This is a genomic window from Streptococcus danieliae, from assembly GCF_009767945.1.
GTDB lineage: Bacteria > Bacillota > Bacilli > Lactobacillales > Streptococcaceae > Streptococcus > Streptococcus danieliae.
Window position 1 is genome coordinate 1 of sequence record NZ_WSRS01000029.1, and the last position, 19201, is coordinate 19201.

Genomic DNA, 19201 nt, shown 5'->3' on the forward strand with positions numbered 1-19201 from the left:
CCCCCACCACAGGGAAAGCATCTCATAGAAATTCGAAAGAAGCCGGATTCGGATTGACGTTAAAACCATCTCAACACCCTTATTAAAAAGCTAAATAATAAAAGCCTAAAACTGTCAGTTTTCAGGGATTCCACACAACTTGACAAAGAGCCTTTAATAAGGGAAATAATTTTGTTTGGAATTTTTTTAGAATTTTCCATTTAGGTCGTTTTCGAGTCATTTCAGAACATTCAGGTTTGAAGAAGGCCAATCTATGCTATACTGCATAAGCAGATTGGAGGTAGTATATGAAGACTCATTCACTTTCTTTGTCTGATTTACAGCTGCTTGTGGCAGGGACTGCTGGAACCTGTAAATTTGTGATGGCGGGTGCAAATGGCTATTCCTGCCGCTATCCAAATGGTCAATGGGACTATATTATAACTAAATCACCAATTGAGGCAACCAGAGATGTAGTAGTCAATGGCTGGATTTCCTCCATGGCTGGTGGTTATTGGTCAGGAAGGAGACCTTAAATGAAGGAAGAAGAATTGTTGGACAGCTACTACAATTTGTTGTTAAGTTCAGAGTTACGTTCGGATGAGCGAGAGCTACTCCTTAGTTATAAACAGGATTTACAATTTTCCAATAAGAACTGGAAATCCCGTTTTTTGAACCTAGTTGAGGATATTCGCTGCCTCTCTCTAAGAAAAATGAAACAAGAAAAATTGAGTCCAGATTTGGCAGACTTTTACAAAAAAGTAGCCTTTATGGGAAAAGTGGAAGAGGAACAAGCCAGAGGTTTGGCTTCTTTGGGGATCTTTTTCCATTGAGCTTAAAAGCCCTTCAGACCAAGTCTGAAGGGCTTTGTTTGGATTAACGGCCTTGGAAAAATTTTGGTTGTAAATAAAGAAGGGGATAGAGCACTACAAGGGTGACGAGTAGGGTTAAGCCACCTGCAGTAGCATTGACGGATAGGGAATAAAGAACCGGAGACATCCCTTCGGGAGCATAGTCTGACCAAAATAGAATCCCTGCCCAGAAGTGGAAGAGGTAACGAACCAAGATAGCAGTGATGGCTCCCAAGCTGGCTAGGCTAAAGGCTTTAGCGGTTTGTCCCTTGGCCAAGGCTTGCTTGAGCGGGGTAGAAAACAAGCCAGCTAAGCCCATTACTAAAAAGGCGAAAATATACTCAATCACAACCTGGGGAATGCTGAGGTAGTAGACCTTAGATAGTAAGAAATGAAGTAGTCCCCAGCAGAGTCCCGCTAAAAGCCCAGCTTTTAAGCCACGGCGTAGGGAAAAAAGGATGAGAGGGATAGTTCCGAAGGAAGGGGTAAACCAGGAAGCAAAATCTGGTAGTAAAGAAAGACTCATGGCAAGGGCTGCAAAGATAGCAGCCTCAGTCAAGACAAGCATATTTTTGGACATAAAAAACTCCTTTCGCAAAAGCCAAGGAGTGGTAAGGTCATGGATTAGTAGACTCGTTCTAGCGAAACTTCTATCAAATCAGGTGTTTAATTGAGATAGAGCTTCAGTCTTAACATTTTCCTGCGACAGTCCTAACTGTATCAGGTTCCATGGGTATAATCTCAGCCTCAGCACCCCAAATGTTTCATCTCCTTCAGTCTAGCATAGAAAGCGCTTAAATACAAGAAAAATGCCCTAAACCAGGGATTCTTAGAGAAGGTTGAATATGAAACCCGAATTATTCATACTTATTTAGAAAAATCAGGTGGAATCGTTGATAATTCAAGGAGTTCTCCTGGTTTCTTTGTTTCACCCATTGGGTGAAAAACAAAAACTTCCAGAAACCTTAGTATAGCAAGGGTTCTGGAAGTTTTTTGAATTCTGTATGAATAATTCGGGTGAAAGCAGTTTTGGATAGAAATTTACTGAGAAAAGGGATAGGAGAGTTCTTTTGAGTAGCAACAAAACCACCTCATCCTTCCAGGATTTGACACAGATTGTTGGAAGGATGAGGTGGTTTCAATTTCAACGAGTCTTAATTTCTGGGGCTTGCTAGGAGACTAACAGGGAGAATGTAGCCGCTGTGGTCCATAACCTGTCCCTTGATGCGTTTGAGTAGGATTTCCACCAGTAGCTCTGCCATTTCCGCGATGGGTTGTTTGATGGTGGTTAGCTGGGGATGGTAGTGTTCGACATAGTGGGTTCCGTCGTAGCCGACCACTTCCAGATCCAGTTGCATGCTTTGGGCAATATTTTGGACTTGGATAGCGGTTAAGTCATCTGAGGCGAAGATGCCATCCGGGAGCTTATCTCGGAGAATCTGGCGGATTTCCATTTCCTTCCGCTGGGTGCTGTAGTGGGAGGGGAGATTGATGATGGGAGCCTCGGGGAGGACGCTGGAGAAGCCGGCGTGGCGGAGGCTGGTTGGGGAATTGGAATTGTCATTTCCTGTTAGCATGAGGATGTTGCTAGCTCCGGTTTTTAGGAGGTAGTTGGCGGCAATTTTGCCACCGCTATAGTTATCCGATGCGACGACCGGAATGTCTGGGGAGAGGTTGCGGTCAAAAGCCACGATGGGAGCGGAGACTTGATTGTAATCCTCGATTCCCAGATTGTGGCTGGAGGAAATAATCCCGTCTACTTGATTGGCTTCCAACATTTCCAGGTATTCTTTTTCCTTTTCAGGTTCTCCTTGGCTGTTGCAGATAATGGTTTTATAGCCTTGTTTGAAAAGTTCTGCTTCGAGGGCATCGATGAGCTCGGCATAGAATACATGACCCAGTTTTGGGAAAATCAAGCCGACCAGTTTGGCGGATTTTCCTTGTAGGCTGCGGGCCATGTTGTTGGGCTTATAGCCGAGCTCCCGCATACTTTGGTTGACCTTGTCAATGGTTTTTTGAGACAGGTAACCTTTGCGGTTGATGACACGAGAGACTGTAGTTGGGCTGACGCCGGCATGTTCGGCGACATCCGTTAGTTTAACGGCCATGGTTTGCGAGTGGATAGTAGTGCCCAGTTACTTGTCCCTTGGTCTGATAGCAACCTGTTTGGTCCTGACCCGGGAAGGCCCGACCAGAGAGCACAAATTCGCCATCGTTGATAAAGATTTCAAAGGTGGATTGATCCACAAAAATCCGGAGCATGGTTTCCCCTTCTGGGAGGTCGAGACTGCGACTTTCTCCGTGTTCGAGGTCAAAGCGGTGAGCCAAGCCTGAACGGTCAACGGTTAGGCGACCTGCTTGACGGTCGATTTGGATTTGGAGACCTTCTTTGGCTGGATTGGCAAAAAGCACCAGGGTCGCATTGTCTTGCGCAGCGATAGTGAGCTCTAACTCATAACGATTGTTGGTTTCGAGGCGGTCAGCCCAGGTTTCCTGTCCTTGACGAAGATCTGTGATAGCTTCAACGGGTTCTTGATAGAGTTTCCCATCTTTTAGACTTAATTTTTTGACCAGAGACATACAACCTTGGTGTTCATAGTGATCGGACGGGTAGCTGATATCTGGCAAGCCCATCCAGGAGATGGCATAGGCTGTTCCGTCAGGAGCATTGAAGCCCTGAGTGGCATAGGTTTCAAATCCGTAGTCCAACTGCATTAGAGGACCAACATTGACCATTTGTGCCGTGGTCCTGTCAAACGATTGACCAATCTTATAGAGGTTAGGATAGATATTTTGGTAATCAAAAATTTCCTTGTCTAAGCCCTGTGGACAGTAGAGGAGGACCGGTTGCTGGTCAATAAAGACAAGATTTGGACACTCCATCATGTAGGCGGTACGGTCATTGGCAAAATCCAAATCACCAACGGCAACCCAGTTGCGGATATCCTTATCCTCAGCCTTGTAGAGACGGACAAAGCCTTTTTGGTCCAAGTCTTGCCCACCGACGATGGCATAATAATCTTCTTCCAATTGGAAGATTTGTGGGTCACGGAAGTGATCGGTCGCATCACTCGGCTGCTCAATCAGCACCTGATCGATTTTTTCCAAAGTGCCATCCCGATGCAGAAGAGCGCCAATTTGTTTGGGATGGCGGACCCAGTTCTCGTCGCGGACATTTCCAGTGTAAAAGAGGAAGAGTTGGTCTGCTACCTGTAGGGCGGACCCGGAATAAGCGCCATGGCTGTCAAGCGGGGTGTCAGGAAGAATTTTGAGACCGGTCTCCTTAAAGGTTACGAGGTCATTACTCTCCAACTGAACCCATTGCTTGAGTCCGTGAGCTGCTCCAAAGGGAAAATTTTGGTAAAAGAGAATCCACTTACCGTCAAAATAGGAGAATCCATTGGGGTCGTTGAGTAGGCCAGTAGCAGGTTCAACGTGGTAGTGGTTGTGCCATGGGGACTGAGCATTGAGTTCTTTCAGGTCTTGAACTTCTTGTTCTGTCCAGTCTTCATAACGTTTGTAACGTAATTCGGTAGTCCATTTCATAAAAGCGCCTCCATAGTTTTTGCTATTTTATAGTAAATGTTTTCCTAAGAAAAATCAAGGGTTTACCTCCTCAAAAACATTTTTTCTGCAAAACGATTGACATATTTCGCAGATGTGGTAGAATAACAAGTGACAAAACGGTGAACCGTTTTCAAAACTAAAACAAGGAGTTGTTATAATGGATAACAAGCAGATTGCCCAATCCGTAATCGAAGCGCTTGGTGGACAAGAAAACGTGAATAGTGTTGCCCACTGTGCCACTCGTCTACGGGTTATGGTCAAAGATGAGTCCAAAATCGACAAAGACACAGTTGAGAAATTGGACAAGGTTCAAGGAGCCTTCTTTAACTCTGGTCAATACCAAATCATCTTTGGTACTGGTACTGTTAATAAAATTTATGAGGAAGTTGTAGCTTTGGGACTTCCAACTAGCTCAACGGGTGAGCAGAAGGCTGAAGCAGCCAAGCAAGGGAACTGGTTCCAACGTTCGATCCGGACCTTCGGTGACGTGTTTGTTCCAATCTTGCCTGCGATCGTTGCGACTGGTCTTTTCATGGGGATTCGTGGTGCGATTACTAACGATGCGGTTCTTGGCTTATTTGGAACCACTTCAGAAGCCTTCTCAAGCACAGACTTCTACTTGTGGACTCAGGTTCTAACTGATACCGCCTTTATCTTCTTCCCAGCCTTGATTGCTTGGTCTGCCTTCCGTGTCTTTGGCGGAAATCCAGTTATCGGGATTGTCTTGGGCTTGATGATGGTTAGTCCAGCCCTTCCAAATGCCTGGGCAGTTGCTTCAGGAGATGCAGAACCCTTGATGTTCTTTGGTTTTATCCCGGTTGTCGGTTACCAGAACTCAGTACTGCCAGCCTTCTTCATTGGTTTGCTTGGTGCTAAGCTAGAGAAGTGGTTGCACAAAAAAGTGCCAGATGTTTTGGATCTCTTGTTGGTACCATTTATAACCTTCTTGGTTATGTCTGTTCTTGGTTTGTTTGTGATTGGACCTGTTTTCCACTCGGTTGAAAACATCGTCCTTGCAGCAACAACAGCAATCTTGGCCTTGCCATTTGGTCTTGCAGGATTGATTCTAGGTGGAGTTCACCAGTTGATCGTGGTTACAGGTGTTCACCATATTTTCAACCTCTTGGAAGCGCAGTTGATTTCAAATACTGGTCGCGATCCATTTAACGCCATCATTACAGCAGCGATGTCTGCCCAAATGGGGGCAACGCTTGCGGTTGGTGTCAAAACCAAAGATAAAAAGCTCAAAGCTCTGGCCTTCCCAGCAGCCCTATCTGCCAGTCTGGGAATCACTGAGCCAGCAATTTTCGGGGTTAACCTTCGTTTCGGTAAACCATTTGTAATGGGATTGATCGCCGGTGCAGCTGGTGGTTGGTTGGCATCCATCTTGAACCTTGCAGGAACAGGATTTGGAGTGACGATTATCCCTGGTACCCTTCTTTACCTAAACGGTCAGCTCTTGCAGTATGTCCTTATGGTTGCTGTATCAACGGGTCTTGGATTCGCCCTTACTTATTCTTTCGGCTATAAGGAAGAACAAGAAGAGGTTGCGGAAGTCGATGAGGCTGTTGAAGCAGCGCAAATGGTTGGTTTGCAGAATGAAGCTGTCGCAACTCCTGTTGAAGGAGAAACTGTAGCGCTTGAAACGGTTAATGATCCAGTCTTCTCAAGCGGTGCAATGGGCAGCGGAATTGCTATCAAACCAAGCCAAGGTGTGGTTTACGCACCAGCAGATGCAACAGTTACTGTGGCCTTTGAAACAGGTCATGCTTACGGTTTGAAAACAGACAAGGGTGCAGAACTCTTGATCCACGTGGGGATTGATACCGTTTCAATGGCTGGTAAAGGATTTGAACAAAAAGTTCAATCTGGCGCTAAAGTTAAAGCAGGGGATGTCTTGGGAACCTTCGATGCTGCAGCGATTGCGGAAGCAGGTTTAGAAGATACAACCATGTTTATCGTAACCAATACAGCTGAATATGAACAAGTAGCTCCAGTAGCAGCTGGACAAACTGTTCAAAAAGGTTCAAAAGTTCTTAGCCTTTCTGCTAAATAAGTGTTACCATAAAAGGCCGAGACGACTGTCTCGGCCTTCCTTATATCAAGAATCATAAAAAATTGAAATTAGGAGGATCTTGTATGTCTGAAAAATTATATGCTAGCTTAGAAGCTGGTGGAACGAAGTTTGTCTGTGCTGTCGGAAATAGCAACTTTGAAGTCGTGGAAAAAATCCAATTTCCAACTACAACACCTGCTGAAACGATTGGACAAGCGATTGACTTTTTCTCAAAATTTGACCTAGCTGGTTTGGCGATTGGTTCTTTTGGACCATTGGATATTGCCCATAGTTCTGAAACCTATGGCTATATCACAACAACTCCGAAACCTCATTGGGCTAATGTGGACTTGTTGGGTCCTTTTAAAGAGGCTTTGAATATTCCCGTTTATGTGACAACAGATGTAAACTCATCAGCTTTTGGTGAAATTGTTGCGCGTAACCACCAAGTGAAAAACCTTGTTTATTACACCATTGGTACAGGGATCGGGGCCGGTGTTATTCAAGATGGGATATTTATCGGAGGGCAAGGACACCCTGAAATGGGCCATGTACCTGTGGCTGTGCATGACCTGGATCGGAAAGCTGGTTTTGAAGGAATTTGTCCCTTCCATGGTGACTGTTTGGAAGGGATGGCAGCTGGACCAAGTCTGGAAGCCAGGACTGGTATTCGAGGTGAGAATATTCCTTTGGATTCGGATGTTTGGGATATTCAGGCTTCCTATATTGCCCAGGCAGCAGTGCAGGCAACCTTGACCTTCCGCCCACAAGTGATTGTATTTGGAGGTGGGGTTATGGCTCAAGAACACATGGTCGAGCGAGTTCACAAGCAATTTGAAAAAATGCTCAATGGCTACCTACCTGTGCCAGATCTAAAAGACTATATCGTTACCCCGGCTGTAGCTGACAATGGTTCCGCAACCCTTGGAAACTTTGTCTTGGCTAAAGAAGTGAGTGAGTCCTAAGATGGCTCCAGAAATCATTCGAGATCAGGTCTTTCTAAGCCAGCCGTCACTTCCTGTCACATCCATGGACATCGGTCTAGCCGACTCTCTACGGGCGGCCCTAGCAGCCAACCGCGAGCGTTGTGTGGGCTTGGCCGCCAATATGATTGGCCACCAGAAACAAGCCATGATTATTAGCCTGGCACCAGGTCTCGATTTGGTTCTCTTTAACCCAACCATCCTGAGCCAGTCTGAACCCTACCAGACAGAGGAAGGCTGTTTATCCCTAGACGGCATTCGGCCGACAAAACGTTATCGGAAAATCCAGATTGCCTATTGGGATCAAAACTTTCAACAGCAGGAACTGGATCTGGAAGGTTTTCCAGCCCAAATCTTCCAGCATGAATGGGATCATTTTCAGGGAATCTTGATTTAGGGCACCTCTAAAAAACCCAGTTTTTCTTCAAATTGAATCACTCAAACCTTGATAAATCAACATTTAGATTTTCAGAAATTTAGTTTTTAGGCTCGGGTTGGGAGTGGGACAGAACTAATTTTTTTCAAAATTAGTTCGTAGTCCCACCCCCGCAAGGTTGATTAGGTCGGGTTCGGAGCCTAAAAGGCGAACGAAACTGCCAATCAACTACTGCGTCAAAGGTATTTTGCTAATCATAAAGAGAGAGGCTAGACTTTTGTCCCAGCCTCAATCTCCCAGATCTTTTTCATGCTATACTGAAGATATCTGAAAGGGGGATCAAATATGAGTCCGAGTGAATTGTGGCAGGCTTATTTATTGATCAATCCAACTGCGGGTTCGCAACCAGAGGCTTGGGCCTTTGGAGCGGAGGCTGATCGACTAGCGGGCTTGGTGTTGGCGGGCCAAAAGACGGCGACTAGCTCTGCTTATGACTTGTATCAATTGGCGGGGGAAGACCTACCAAAGGAGGGTGGTTATGACATTCTTTTAGATGGTCAGGGACAGGCTCTTGCTGTTTTGGCAACTCGTAAGGTCTATGTCTGTCCTTTTGATCAAGTCATGGAGGAACATGCTTACCAGGAGGGGGAGTATGAGCCCTTGCCAGGAGAGTCAGCGGATCTAGAATCATTTAAGGCAGCCAGTCTGCTTCATTGGCGGCAGGTGCATGAGGATTTTTTTACAGTAGCTTTAATGGAAGCGGGCTTGAATTTTTCAGAAAAGATGTTGGTTGTTTGTGAAGAATTTGAGCTGGTTTACCGCCCTGAAGATTAGGGAGGGCTGAACAGCCACTGAGAGGTAGATCTCGCCAAGGAGTATGCCTGCAATTCAGGGGAAAGTGTCACCGTCTTCGGCTGAATCACTAGAGGATGTAGAAGCAACCGCGATCAGTCTCTATGTTCCGATTTCCAAGCATGGTTTTCATTTACTGACAGTACCGCAAGGCAAGGATGAACTTTTTGTAACCATTGAGGTTGATGATGGTGCTTATCCAGCGGATATTTTTATCGATAGCATCTCGGGTGCGATTGATGTGATTGTTTCGGAGCCTTTTGATGGGGATTACCAGATTGATCTGTATAATGGAGCACGGTTGTTAGAGATGCCCTCAACAATGCACAGGAGTCCTCGTAAAATTCGTATTGTTGCTTATAGAGATGTTCGGATTAAAACAGGAGACTAGCGGGGGTCCATCCTCGGTCGACTTGTAGCCCTTCAAACCTTGACATTTGGCCAAAAGATGATACTATAAAGTCAAGTTATAAAACGTTTACAGAGGTGATGGAAATGGCTGAAAAATCATGGTTTCAGAAACGAATTGGTTCTTTATTTACGAGTAAGGAAATGGAGACCAGTGGTGAGGTTGTTGTAGCGAGTCCCCTTGAGGGACTGGTCTTGCCCTTGGAAGAGGTTAGTGATCCTGTTTTTGCGAGTGGAGCTATGGGTAGGGGTTTTGCAGTTAAGCCGGAGAGCGATCTCGCTTACGCACCTGTGAGTGGTGAAGTGACCATTGCTTTTGAGACGGGGCATGCTTATGGTTTGCGCACCGATCAAGGAGTGGAGCTATTGATTCACGTTGGGATTGATACGGTGTCCTTAGAGGGGGCAGGTTTTGATGCCCGTGTCAAACAGGGACAGCAAGTTGAAGCCGGTGAGGTCTTGGCCCAGTTTGATCGAGAAGTTATTGCCCAAGCTGGTTTGGAAGCGACAACGATGATTATCGTGACGAATCCAGCTGACTATTCTCAGATGGAGCGGTTAGCCCCTGAGACTGTGAAAGAGGGAGAAGCCCTGTTTGTTTTGAAGCGACCAGAATAAGAGGTCGAAGAGCTGTTCATCACGGGCAGCTTTTTTTGTCAGCCCAGCTGGATTGGTTGGAAAGTCTTTTTCCATTTTCGGCTAAGAATTTTCAAGATGTCCTAGATTATGGTATAATGAAAGGCAGTAAAAAATCAATAAGTAAGGAAAACGATGGCAAATTTATTAAAATCCATTATTGAAAACGACCGGGGAGAACTCCGGAAAATTGAACGAATGGCAGACCGTGTTTTTTCCTATGAAGAGGAAATGGCTGCTCTTACGGATGAGGAACTCAAGGCTAAAACCGATGAGTTTAAAGAGCGGTATGACGAAGGTGAGTCCCTAGATGATCTTTTGTATGAAGCCTTTGCGGTTGTCCGTGAAGGTGCTAAACGGGTACTTGGGCTTTTTCCTTATAAGGTACAGGTTATGGGGGGGATTGTGCTCCATCATGGCGATGTACCGGAGATGCGGACGGGTGAAGGGAAGACTCTGACCGCGACCATGCCGGTTTACCTCAATGCCATTTCTGGTGAAGGGGTCCACGTTGTTACAGTTAATGAGTATCTGAGTGAGCGGGATGCAACTGAGATGGGTGAACTCTACTCGTGGTTGGGTCTTTCTGTAGGGATCAACTTGGCTTCTAAGTCACCGATGGAGAAGCGTCAAGCCTATGCCTGTGACATCACTTATTCTACGAATGCCGAGATTGGTTTTGACTACTTGCGGGACAACATGGTGGCGCGTCCGGAAGATATGGTTCAACGCCGTTTGAATTACGCCTTGGTTGATGAGGTCGATTCTATCCTGATTGATGAGGCTCGGACGCCTTTAATTGTATCGGGGCCGGCTTCTTCTGAAACCAACCAGTTGTATTACTTAGCGGATCGCTATGTTAAAACCTTGAACGAGGATGACTACATTATTGATGTGCCATCCAAGACTATTGGTTTGTCTGATTCTGGGATTGACAAGGCCGAAGCCTACTTCAAGCTAGACAACCTCTATGACATTGAGCATGTAGCCTTGACCCACTTTATTGACAATGCGCTGCGGGCCAACTACATCATGACCTTGGATATTGACTATGTGGTCAGTCCAGAACAAGAGATTCTGATCGTCGACCAATTTACAGGTCGGACCATGGAAGGACGCCGTTTTTCTGACGGTTTGCACCAAGCCATTGAGGCCAAGGAAGCTGTTCCGATTCAAGATGAAAGTAAAACATCGGCTTCGATTACCTACCAGAACCTCTTCCGGATGTATAAAAAGCTATCTGGAATGACCGGGACGGGTAAAACGGAAGAAGAAGAGTTTCGTGAAATTTACAATATTCGGATTATCCCAATTCCAACCAACCGTCCTGTACAGCGGATTGACCATCCAGACTTGCTTTACCCAAGTCTAGAAGCTAAATTTAAGGCCGTGGTTGAAGAAGTCAAGTACCACTATGAGAAACGCCAACCAGTTCTTGTTGGTACGGTTTCGGTTGATACAAGTGACTACCTGTCTCAAAAATTGGTAGCAGCAGGAATCCCGCATGAAGTTTTGAATGCCAAAAACCATTACAAGGAAGCTCAAATCATCATGAATGCGGGCCAACCTGGTGCTGTTACGATTGCCACTAACATGGCTGGACGGGGAACCGACATCAAGTTGGGAGAAGGAGTCCGTGAAAATGGTGGACTCTGCGTAATTGGAACTGAGCGTCATGAAAGTCGTCGGATTGATAACCAGCTGCGGGGACGGGCTGGTCGTCAAGGAGACCCAGGAGAATCACAATTCTACCTCTCCCTCGAAGATGATTTGATGCGTCGTTTTGGTTCAGAACGGATTAAAGCTCTTTTGGATCGGATGAACTTGTCCGAAGAGGAATCTGTGATTCGCTCTGGGATGTTGACCCGTCAAGTGGAAGCGGCTCAGAAGCGAGTTGAAGGGAACAACTACGACACTCGTAAACAGGTCTTGCAGTATGACGATGTGATGCGGGAACAGCGGGAGATCATTTATCGGGAACGGTATGATGTGATTTCTGCTGACCGGGACTTGGCTCCTGAGATCCATGCCATGATTCGTCGGACCATCAAACGCCAAGTGGAGAACCATAGCCGTTCTTCTAAGGAAGAGCGCTTAGAAGCACTTTACAATTTTGCCCATTATTGCCTTGTTCCGGAAGATGAAATCGAAAAAGAAGATTTGGAAGGTCTTTCAGATGCGGCCATGGTCGATTATCTCTACGACTTGGCGATGGATGTTTACGATGACCAGGTTGCTAAATTGCAGGATGATTCTGCGGTTAAGGAATTCCAGAAGGTCTTGATTCTACGAGTTGTTGATAACAAGTGGACAGATCATATCGATGCCTTGGACCAACTCCGGAATGCCGTTGGTTTGCGGGGATATGCCCAAAACAATCCAGTCGTAGAATACCAGTCTGAAGGTTTCCGCATGTTCAATGACATGATTGCATCCTTGGAGTATGATGTGACTCGTTTAATGATGAAGGCACAGATCCATCAACAAGAACGTCCTCGGGCCGAGCATAAGATTACAACAACTGCAACCCGCAATATTGCCGCAGAAGGTAAGGAATTACCAGGAGATATTGATTTAAACCAGGTTGGTCGTAACGATCTTTGCCCTTGTGGATCTGGTAAACGATTTAAAAACTGTCATGGACAGCGCTAAAATGGCTTAACAGGCTCGAGTTGGTTATAGACTCCAGCAGAATGTAACTGGCAGCAGGCCTCAAGGCATTGTAGAATTAAATGGAAGGAGTGTGGGCAGTCAAGCTCCACTCCTTTTTGCAGGTAAGAAGATGATTATTGGATATGGGATAGATATGGAGGACTTGGCTTCGATTGCCAAGGTAGTGGAAAAGAAGCCACGCTTTGCGAGTAAGGTGTTAAGGCCCGCAGAGCTAGCTGTTTATGAAAGCTTGAGCCCGAGACGCCAACTGGAGTATTTGGGGGGGCGCTGGACGGCTAAGGAAGCCTTCGCCAAGGCCTGGGGAACCGGGATTGGTGCAGGACTCTTGCGCTTTCAAGATTTAGAGATTTTAAACAGGGAAAATGGGGCTCCATATTTTTCAAAAGCCCCCTTTGCCGGGAGCATCTGGATTTCTATTAGCCATACCAAAACAATGGTTCAAGCCAGTGTCATTTTAGAGGAGGTAAGCCATGAAAACGAGTCCCCATCGGCCGACTAAGGCAGTTATTGCACTAGATGCCATCGCCTATAATATTGAGCAGGTTGCTAGCCAATTACCGGTAGGAACCCTGCGAATGGCTGTGGTCAAGGCCAATGCCTATGGCCATGGAGCAGTTGCGGTCTCTCATTATATCCAAGGGATCGTAGATGCCTTTGGCGTTTCAAACATTGATGAGGCCTTGGAGTTGCGGGAAACAGGGATTACAAAAGATATTTTGGTCCTAGGGGTGACAGCCTATGCGGCGGTGTCTCTGGCCCAGGAGCACGACATTTGCTTGACAGTGGCTAGTAGCGACTGGGTTCACGAGCTCTTGAGCTTGGGCCAGAGTCTGAAAGGTTTACGGGTCCATCTGAAGGTTGATTCTGGTATGGGGCGGATTGGTTTCCGGTCGGCCGCAGAAGTTCAGCAAGCCCAGCAGGCCTTGCAGACCCAAGGCGTGCGAGTGGAAGGTATTTTTACCCATTTTGCGACTGCTGATGAAGTGGATACAGTCTATTTTGATGAGCAGGAGCAGCGCTTTGCCAGCCTCTTAGCGGAGCTGGACCAAGTTCCAGCTCTGGTGCATGCTTCTAATTCTGCAACCAGCATTTGGCATCCTGAGACGGTCTTGAACATGGTGCGCTTGGGTAATATTATTTATGGTATGAATCCGAGTGGCGGTCTTTTGGGACTTCCTTTTGAAATCAAAGCAGCCTTGTCCTTGGAATCAGAACTAGTCCATGTTAAAAAAATCGCTGCCCAGCAAGGTGTGGGATATGGGAAAACCTATGTAAGCCAGGAGGAAGAGTATATCGGGACGCTCCCGCTAGGCTATGCCGATGGTTGGACGCGGGACATGCAGGATTTTCATGTCCTGGTTGACGGTGCCTTTTGCCCCATTGTCGGACGTGTTTCGATGGATCAACTGACCATTCGTCTGCCTCAGGCCTATCCGCTTGGAACCAAGGTCGTTTTGATTGGGACCAGTGGTCAGGAGGCCATTGATGTGACCCAAGTCGCAGACTATCGTGGGACCATTAACTATGAAGTTGTTTGTTTGTTGAGTGATCGTATTCCTCGAGTCTATCGGAAATAGGTGATCTATGAATTTGCATCAACCCTTAACCGTTTTAGCCGGTGTTGGTCCTAAGTCGGCAGAAAAGTGGACGCGTCTGGGGATCCAGACCCTGCAAGATTTACTCTTGTATTTTCCCTTTCGTTACGAAGATTTCAAAAATAAGTCGGTATTTGATCTAGAGGATGGTGAAAAGGCCGTCTTGTCTGGCCAGGTAGTTCGTCCGGCCAGTGTACAGTATTATGGCTACAAGCGGAACCGCGTGCGTTTTTCCATCCAACAAGACCAGGTGGTGATTGGTGTTAACTTTTTTAACCAACCCTATCTGGCAGACAAGATTCAAATGGGGGCGACGGTGGCTGTCTATGGCAAGTGGGATCAAGCCAAGAATAGTCTGACCGGAATGAAATTTCTGACCCAGATTGACCAGGAGTTGCAGCCGGTCTACCATGTGGCTCAAGGGATTTCCCAGGCCAGCTTGGTGAAGTTAATTCGCCAGGCTATAGATGAGGGGCTCCATCACTTATTGGAGGAGAATTTACCCCAGACCTTGCGGGACCGCTACCGCCTCTTGGACCGGGTTAGGGCAGTTGAGTACATGCACTTCCCCCCAGATTTGCCAGCTTATAAGCAAGCTTTACGGCGGATTAAGTTTGAAGAGCTCCTCTATTTTCAATTGCCTTTGCAGCTCCTAAAAAGAGAGCAAGGCCAGGTTGGGGAGGGGGAAATCCTGGCTTATTCACCGGATCTCCTGGCCCAGGCGAAGGATCAACTCCCTTTTTCCCTGACTCAAGCCCAGGAGCAGGTCTTGCAGGATATTTTGGCAGACATGGCCAGTGACCGGCAGATGAGCCGCTTGCTGCAGGGAGACGTGGGAAGTGGAAAAACGATTGTCGCTGCCTTGGCCATGTATGCCGCTTTTACCGCCGGCTATCAAGCAGCTCTGATGGTGCCAACGGAAATCTTGGCGGAACAGCACATGGAGAGCTTGAATCAGCTCTTCCCAGAGGTGCCTAAGGTCTTACTCAAGGGGAGTCAGACGGGGACTGTCCGGCGGGAGGTCTTGGAAGAAATCGCGTCTGGGCAGGCAGCTTTTGTGATCGGGACCCATGCCCTCATTCAGGAGGGCGTGACCTATCAGCGCCTGGGTTTGATCATTGTCGACGAGCAGCACCGCTTTGGAGTCAAGCAAAGACGGGCCTTACGGGAGAAGGGACTGCGGCCGGATGTTCTCATGATGACCGCAACGCCCATCCCACGTACTCTGGCCATCACAGCCTATGGTGACCTCGATGTCTCGGTCATTGACCAGTTGCCAGCAGGACGCAAACCGATTATTACCCGCTGGGTCAAGCATGAGCAACAGGACCAGGTCTACAGCTGGTTAAAGGAGGAAATCGGCAAGAAAGGGGCCCAGGCCTATGTGATTTCCCCTTTAATCGAAGAATCCGAAGCTCTGGATTTAAAAAATGCCCAAGACCTACAAAGTGAATTACAAGCCTTCTTGGGACAGGATATTCAAGTTGGCCTACTCCACGGTCGGATGAAGGCGGTTGAGAAGGACCAGGTTATGGATCGCTTTAAAGCTGGAGAGTTGAATGTCCTGGTCTCCACAACAGTGATCGAGGTCGGGGTCAATGTCCCCAATGCTTCCATTATGATCATTGTTGATGCCGACCGCTTTGGCCTTAGCCAGCTCCACCAGCTCCGCGGCCGAGTCGGCCGCGGCTCCATTCAATCCTATGCAGTCCTCATCGCCAACCCCAAAACCGAAACCGGTAAATCTCGGATGAAAATTATGACGGAAACCACAGATGGTTTCCGCCTAGCCGAAGAAGACCTGAAAATGCGAGGCTCCGGTGAAATCTTCGGGACCCGCCAATCAGGTCTACCTGAATTTCAGGTAGCAGATATCCTAGAGGACTTTCCAATCTTGGAAGAAGCCCGAAAAGTGGCCCAAGAAATTGTCCAAGATCCAGATTGGCGGACCAATCCCCTCTGGCAGGAAATTACCTGGAATTTAAAAGAAGAATCTTTGTTGGATTAGATGAGCAAAGACCTGGCGCTGAAGTGCCAGGTCTTTTTGGATTCTTGGCCAAGTCTAGTGAAGGGGATTTAGTTGGATTTGGCAACAGAAGATCTATTCTGGTCGTGGGGAAAATAGGTGAGAACCACTCAACAGGCACTGTGAAAGTAGTCTGAAATTTTACATTACCTGAATTATTCATACAGAATTCAAAAAACTTCCAGAACCCTTGCTATACTAAGGTTTCTGGAAGTTTTTGTTTTTCACCCAATGGGTGAAACAAAGAAACCAGGAGAACTCCTTGAATTATCAACGATTCCACCTGATTTTTCTAAATAAGTATGAATAATTCGGGATTAAGTATGTTAAAATGAATACATGAATACTGAAGAAGAGTTGGTGTGATAATGGTGGATTTGAAGATTGAAATTGGTAAGAAAATCAAAACCATGCGGATGGCTAGAGGTTGGACGCAAGCAGACTTGTGTGGAGATGAAACGGAATTGACCATCCGCCAACTGGCTCGAATTGAGAATGGTCAAGCCATGCCTACTATTCCTAAGCTAGTTTACCTAGCTCAACAACTTGATGTGAACCTTCAGGATTTAGTGGATTTGGCTACAGTAGAACTCCCTAAAAAATATTTAGCCCTAAAGAATAGACTGATAAGGTATCATACTTACGGAGATCCTGACCGTATCGCCCAGCAAGAACAGATATTTGATGAGATTTATGATGAATTTTATGATAATTTGCCAGAGGAAGAGCAGTTATCCGTTGAAATCTTACAGGTCCATGCCAATGTTTTTAGTAGTTTGGATGTAGGTTTTGGTTTAAGTTTGTTGGAAGAATATTTTCAACAGGTGTTGAAAAAGAACGTCTATAGTTCCAATGATTTGCTGATTATTAATGTTTATTTCTTATGTTGTGCAGTCGGATTAGAAGATAAGGAATATTTTGAGGAATTATCCAACAGAATTTTACTTTCTATTGATTATAGTGACTTGAATCATCTATACTTGTTAGAGCGGATTATCATTAGTATATTAGCTCAAATAGATTATAGAGATTATTTACCGTATATCAAAACTTTAAGAGAAATCATCGAAGAATCTAAGAATTACCAACACAAGCCGTCGGTATATGCTTTTGAAGCAAAGTACTTTTTGGAAATTGAAGGGGACAAAGAAAAAATGATCGAATCTTACGATAAAGCGATTTTATTCGCAAAAATGCTGAATGATGATATTTTAGTGAAAAAACTTGAGCTGGAAAAAGAAAAAGATTTAGCAACCTGACTTCTAAGTCATGTTGCTTTTTTATTTTTTGAGGTATACTAGGAACAAGAAGAAAGCGATTCCAAACAAATAAGGAGGTCGACTATGATTTTGATTACGGCTCTACTAATGATAATAGACTTCCTGCGGAACTAATGTATTAGATCCATTTCTCAGCAGGAGAGATCGCATAACCACACTGAAACATTTTGTAACTCAGTCTTTTTCAAGTGATGACTCCGATAAATCTCAGGTTCTGTCACTGTTTTGCAGGAAGTCTAATGTATCAGGCGGAGATCGATTCTGGGGAAATGTTTTTACGGGAGCTATGGGGGGAGCAGCAACAAGTATTCAGCTTTGTACAGTTTCTGATCCTGCGTATGAGATTTGTGTTGGTGGCTTTGCTGCAGTAGGAGGTGCAATTGGAGGATGGGGAACTTAATGTTATTTTTAGGGATAGTACTCACTGGCTTTTTGAATTATGTTCATTATGCCAATTTGCGATTATTTTTGATTATATCCTTTTTACAAGTTGTCTTTCTAATCATTATTCATTATCTAACAAAAAAGTTTACTTCAAATATTCCAATTGAGGAATCGAATTATCGGGTTAGTCTAAAGAAACTAGTAATTGTATCGATTTCGATATTGTCATTAGGAATCTTGCAAGGCCAGATGATTTATTGTTTAAATCTGATCATTACCGCCTTTATGTGTCAATATATTGCGGTAAGAAATGGTTATAGACTGGCTACTTGAGTACTCTGTAATTAGATTACCAATTCCTTATCTGGAGTAATTGGTGGAGGATACGGATTGCAGTGTGTTTTGGGTACTGCGGGCGGTGCGATACTCGGTGCTGCTGCAATGGGTCCTGCAGGTGCACTCGTAGGAGTAACAGCTGGTAGTACAGCATTTTGTTATTCTACTGTTCATTAGGGGTAGTAAAATATGTTAAAGAAATTTATTTTTAAACCAGCTTTTATTTTTATAGTTGGGATGTCATTGAAATTTATTTTTGAAATTATGAGTGGAGGTCCCTTAGAAGGTAAGGGAGTTCTTAGACTGATTCTAGTAATTTTGGGATTGTTACTCTGTATTTTAGGTGCTATCAAGACTATGAAAAAAGCTGAATTTTAAATTGACTAGAATCCTGATAGGAAGTTTTGGGAACCGTTCGGGAAATAGATGTCAGTAGAAAAAATAGTGTGATCCCGAATTATTCATAGATAACTAAAAAAACTTCCAGAACCCCTGATAGATCAAGGTTTCTAGAAGTTTTCTTTGTTTCACCCATTGGGTGAAACAAAGAAACCAGGCGGAATCCTTGGATTATCAACGATTCCACCTGATTTTTATGATAGGTATGAATAATTTGGGGTGATATGTTTATGGTGTCAAGTTGCAACTGGTAAAAATAGAATAAAGGAGATTTTAAGATGGATACAATGACAGTTGGTTATTTTGATGTACTATCAGAAAAAGATTTGCTTGAAATTGAAGGTGGTAATTGGGTTCAATGTGGTCTTGGAACTGTTGGGGGAGCTTTAACAGGAGCTTTAGCAGGTTCTGCGGTAGGGACAGTTACTCTTCCAGTTGTAGGAACGGTTTCCGGAGCAGCAGTTGGATTCTGGGGTGGCGGTGCTTCTGGTGCAGCAACGTCTTGTTTCCCATAATAATTTGATAGTGAGGGATACTATGAAACAAGTAGTACCGTTCATAATTATGGTTTGTTTTATAATACCCGAATTATTCATAGATAACTAAAAAAACTTCCAGAATCCCTGATAGATCAAGGTTTCTAGAAATTTTTGATTTTCACCCATTGGGTGAGACATATGACTGGACAAAAAAAGGGTTCCCCTTTATGATATAAGCATCAAAAAAATCACAATCAGAAAGGAAACCCATATGTTTAGTCTAACAAATAACAGTTCTAAAAACAACACTTTTTCTTTCGA

At 45.2% G+C, this 19201-nt stretch carries 18 protein-coding genes and 1 riboswitch; of the genes, 15 read left to right on the forward strand and 3 right to left on the reverse strand.

The features are described 5' to 3' along the window. Nucleotides 1–287: 287 nt before the first annotated feature. Both E5983_RS04255 and E5983_RS04260 read left to right on the forward strand, forming a co-directional pair. On the forward strand, nt 288–515 hold the full coding sequence (locus E5983_RS04255) for a garvicin Q family class II bacteriocin (protein ID WP_160332674.1): 228 nt from the start codon (nt 288–290) through the stop codon (nt 513–515). Further along, nucleotides 516–812 (forward strand): bacteriocin immunity protein, encoded by a 297-nt coding sequence (locus E5983_RS04260; RefSeq protein ID WP_160332675.1) that lies wholly within the window; start codon nt 516–518, stop codon nt 810–812. It begins immediately after the preceding gene. A gap of 43 nt (nt 813–855) precedes the next feature. Here the strand turns inward: E5983_RS04260 and thiT are convergent, their stop codons facing one another. From thiT to E5983_RS04275, 3 genes are all read right to left on the reverse strand, one after another. Continuing rightward, a complete protein-coding gene (thiT, locus tag E5983_RS04265) occupies nt 856–1410 on the reverse strand; it encodes an energy-coupled thiamine transporter ThiT (protein WP_160332676.1) in 555 nt (184 codons plus the stop codon). A gap of 100 nt (nt 1411–1510) precedes the next feature. After that, a riboswitch (TPP riboswitch) is annotated at nt 1511–1598 on the reverse strand. Nucleotides 1599–1984: 386 nt separating this feature from the next. Continuing rightward, on the reverse strand, nt 1985–2938 hold the full coding sequence (locus E5983_RS04270; RefSeq protein WP_160332677.1) for a LacI family DNA-binding transcriptional regulator: 954 nt from the start codon (nt 2936–2938) through the stop codon (nt 1985–1987). Next, a complete protein-coding gene (locus tag E5983_RS04275) occupies nt 2928–4376 on the reverse strand; it encodes a sucrose-6-phosphate hydrolase (RefSeq protein ID WP_160332678.1) in 1449 nt (482 codons plus the stop codon). The genes E5983_RS04270 and E5983_RS04275 overlap by 11 nt, the downstream gene beginning before the upstream one ends. A 178-nt stretch (nt 4377–4554) precedes the next feature. On the opposite strand from E5983_RS04275, the gene E5983_RS04280 reads away from it, so the two are divergent. From E5983_RS04280 to E5983_RS04340, 13 genes are all read left to right on the forward strand, one after another. Beyond that, on the forward strand, nt 4555–6453 hold the full coding sequence (locus E5983_RS04280) for a sucrose-specific PTS transporter subunit IIBC (protein WP_160332679.1): 1899 nt from the start codon (nt 4555–4557) through the stop codon (nt 6451–6453). Between the two features lie 83 nt (nt 6454–6536). Continuing rightward, nucleotides 6537–7418 carry a fructokinase ScrK gene (gene scrK, locus E5983_RS04285; RefSeq protein WP_160332680.1) on the forward strand — a complete coding sequence of 294 codons (882 nt, stop codon included), beginning with the start codon at nt 6537–6539 and terminating at the stop codon, nt 7416–7418. Nucleotide 7419: 1 nt separating this feature from the next. After that, on the forward strand, nt 7420–7833 hold the full coding sequence (locus tag E5983_RS04290) for a peptide deformylase (RefSeq protein WP_160332681.1): 414 nt from the start codon (nt 7420–7422) through the stop codon (nt 7831–7833). Between the two features lie 324 nt (nt 7834–8157). Further along, nucleotides 8158–8646: an ASCH domain-containing protein gene (locus E5983_RS04295; RefSeq protein ID WP_160332682.1), complete on the forward strand. Its 489-nt coding sequence runs from the start codon at nt 8158–8160 to the stop codon at nt 8644–8646. Nucleotides 8647–8689: 43 nt separating this feature from the next. Continuing rightward, a complete protein-coding gene (locus E5983_RS04300) occupies nt 8690–9055 on the forward strand; it encodes a hypothetical protein (protein WP_160332683.1) in 366 nt (121 codons plus the stop codon). A gap of 104 nt (nt 9056–9159) precedes the next feature. Continuing rightward, nucleotides 9160–9690, forward strand: coding sequence for a PTS sugar transporter subunit IIA (locus tag E5983_RS04305; RefSeq protein WP_237397575.1), 531 nt, complete (start codon nt 9160–9162; stop codon nt 9688–9690). 153 nt (nt 9691–9843) lie between these two features. After that, nucleotides 9844–12360: a preprotein translocase subunit SecA gene (gene secA / locus E5983_RS04310; RefSeq protein ID WP_160332685.1), complete on the forward strand. Its 2517-nt coding sequence runs from the start codon at nt 9844–9846 to the stop codon at nt 12358–12360. A gap of 130 nt (nt 12361–12490) precedes the next feature. After that, nucleotides 12491–12880 carry a holo-ACP synthase gene (gene acpS, locus E5983_RS04315; RefSeq protein WP_160332691.1) on the forward strand — a complete coding sequence of 130 codons (390 nt, stop codon included), beginning with the start codon at nt 12491–12493 and terminating at the stop codon, nt 12878–12880. Then, nucleotides 12852–13958 carry an alanine racemase gene (gene alr, locus E5983_RS04320; protein WP_160332686.1) on the forward strand — a complete coding sequence of 369 codons (1107 nt, stop codon included), beginning with the start codon at nt 12852–12854 and terminating at the stop codon, nt 13956–13958. Before acpS ends, alr begins: the two co-directional genes overlap by 29 nt. Before the next feature lie 7 nt (nt 13959–13965). After that, entirely contained in the window at nt 13966–15984 is a 2019-nt protein-coding gene (gene recG / locus E5983_RS04325; RefSeq protein WP_160332687.1) for an ATP-dependent DNA helicase RecG, read from the forward strand. Nucleotides 15985–16370: 386 nt separating this feature from the next. After that, entirely contained in the window at nt 16371–17261 is an 891-nt protein-coding gene (locus E5983_RS04330) for a helix-turn-helix domain-containing protein (RefSeq protein ID WP_160332688.1), read from the forward strand. Between the two features lie 930 nt (nt 17262–18191). Further along, the gene (locus tag E5983_RS04335) at nt 18192–18380 is read left to right on the forward strand and encodes a hypothetical protein (RefSeq protein ID WP_160332689.1); all 189 of its coding nucleotides are present in this window, start codon (nt 18192–18194) and stop codon (nt 18378–18380) included. 299 nt (nt 18381–18679) lie between these two features. Continuing rightward, nucleotides 18680–18916 carry a Blp family class II bacteriocin gene (locus E5983_RS04340; protein WP_160332690.1) on the forward strand — a complete coding sequence of 79 codons (237 nt, stop codon included), beginning with the start codon at nt 18680–18682 and terminating at the stop codon, nt 18914–18916. Nucleotides 18917–19201 lie beyond the last annotated feature (285 nt).

Excerpts from the sequence above, each read along its gene's own strand:
- E5983_RS04255 (WP_160332674.1), top strand. The coding sequence starts at position 288 with ATGAAGACTCATTCACTTTCTTTGTCTGATTTACAGCTGCTTGTGGCA.
- E5983_RS04260 (WP_160332675.1), top strand. The coding sequence starts at position 516 with ATGAAGGAAGAAGAATTGTTGGACAGCTACTACAATTTGTTGTTAAGT.
- thiT (WP_160332676.1), bottom strand. The coding sequence starts at position 1,410 with ATGTCCAAAAATATGCTTGTCTTGACTGAGGCTGCTATCTTTGCAGCC.
- E5983_RS04270 (WP_160332677.1), bottom strand. The coding sequence starts at position 2,938 with ATGGCCGTTAAACTAACGGATGTCGCCGAACATGCCGGCGTCAGCCCA.
- E5983_RS04275 (WP_160332678.1), bottom strand. The coding sequence starts at position 4,376 with ATGAAATGGACTACCGAATTACGTTACAAACGTTATGAAGACTGGACA.
- E5983_RS04280 (WP_160332679.1), top strand. The coding sequence starts at position 4,555 with ATGGATAACAAGCAGATTGCCCAATCCGTAATCGAAGCGCTTGGTGGA.
- scrK (WP_160332680.1), top strand. The coding sequence starts at position 6,537 with ATGTCTGAAAAATTATATGCTAGCTTAGAAGCTGGTGGAACGAAGTTT.
- E5983_RS04290 (WP_160332681.1), top strand. The coding sequence starts at position 7,420 with ATGGCTCCAGAAATCATTCGAGATCAGGTCTTTCTAAGCCAGCCGTCA.
- E5983_RS04295 (WP_160332682.1), top strand. The coding sequence starts at position 8,158 with ATGAGTCCGAGTGAATTGTGGCAGGCTTATTTATTGATCAATCCAACT.
- E5983_RS04300 (WP_160332683.1), top strand. The coding sequence starts at position 8,690 with ATGCCTGCAATTCAGGGGAAAGTGTCACCGTCTTCGGCTGAATCACTA.
- E5983_RS04305 (WP_237397575.1), top strand. The coding sequence starts at position 9,160 with ATGGCTGAAAAATCATGGTTTCAGAAACGAATTGGTTCTTTATTTACG.
- secA (WP_160332685.1), top strand. The coding sequence starts at position 9,844 with ATGGCAAATTTATTAAAATCCATTATTGAAAACGACCGGGGAGAACTC.
- acpS (WP_160332691.1), top strand. The coding sequence starts at position 12,491 with ATGATTATTGGATATGGGATAGATATGGAGGACTTGGCTTCGATTGCC.
- alr (WP_160332686.1), top strand. The coding sequence starts at position 12,852 with ATGAAAACGAGTCCCCATCGGCCGACTAAGGCAGTTATTGCACTAGAT.
- recG (WP_160332687.1), top strand. The coding sequence starts at position 13,966 with ATGAATTTGCATCAACCCTTAACCGTTTTAGCCGGTGTTGGTCCTAAG.
- E5983_RS04330 (WP_160332688.1), top strand. The coding sequence starts at position 16,371 with ATGGTGGATTTGAAGATTGAAATTGGTAAGAAAATCAAAACCATGCGG.
- E5983_RS04335 (WP_160332689.1), top strand. The coding sequence starts at position 18,192 with ATGTTAAAGAAATTTATTTTTAAACCAGCTTTTATTTTTATAGTTGGG.
- E5983_RS04340 (WP_160332690.1), top strand. The coding sequence starts at position 18,680 with ATGGATACAATGACAGTTGGTTATTTTGATGTACTATCAGAAAAAGAT.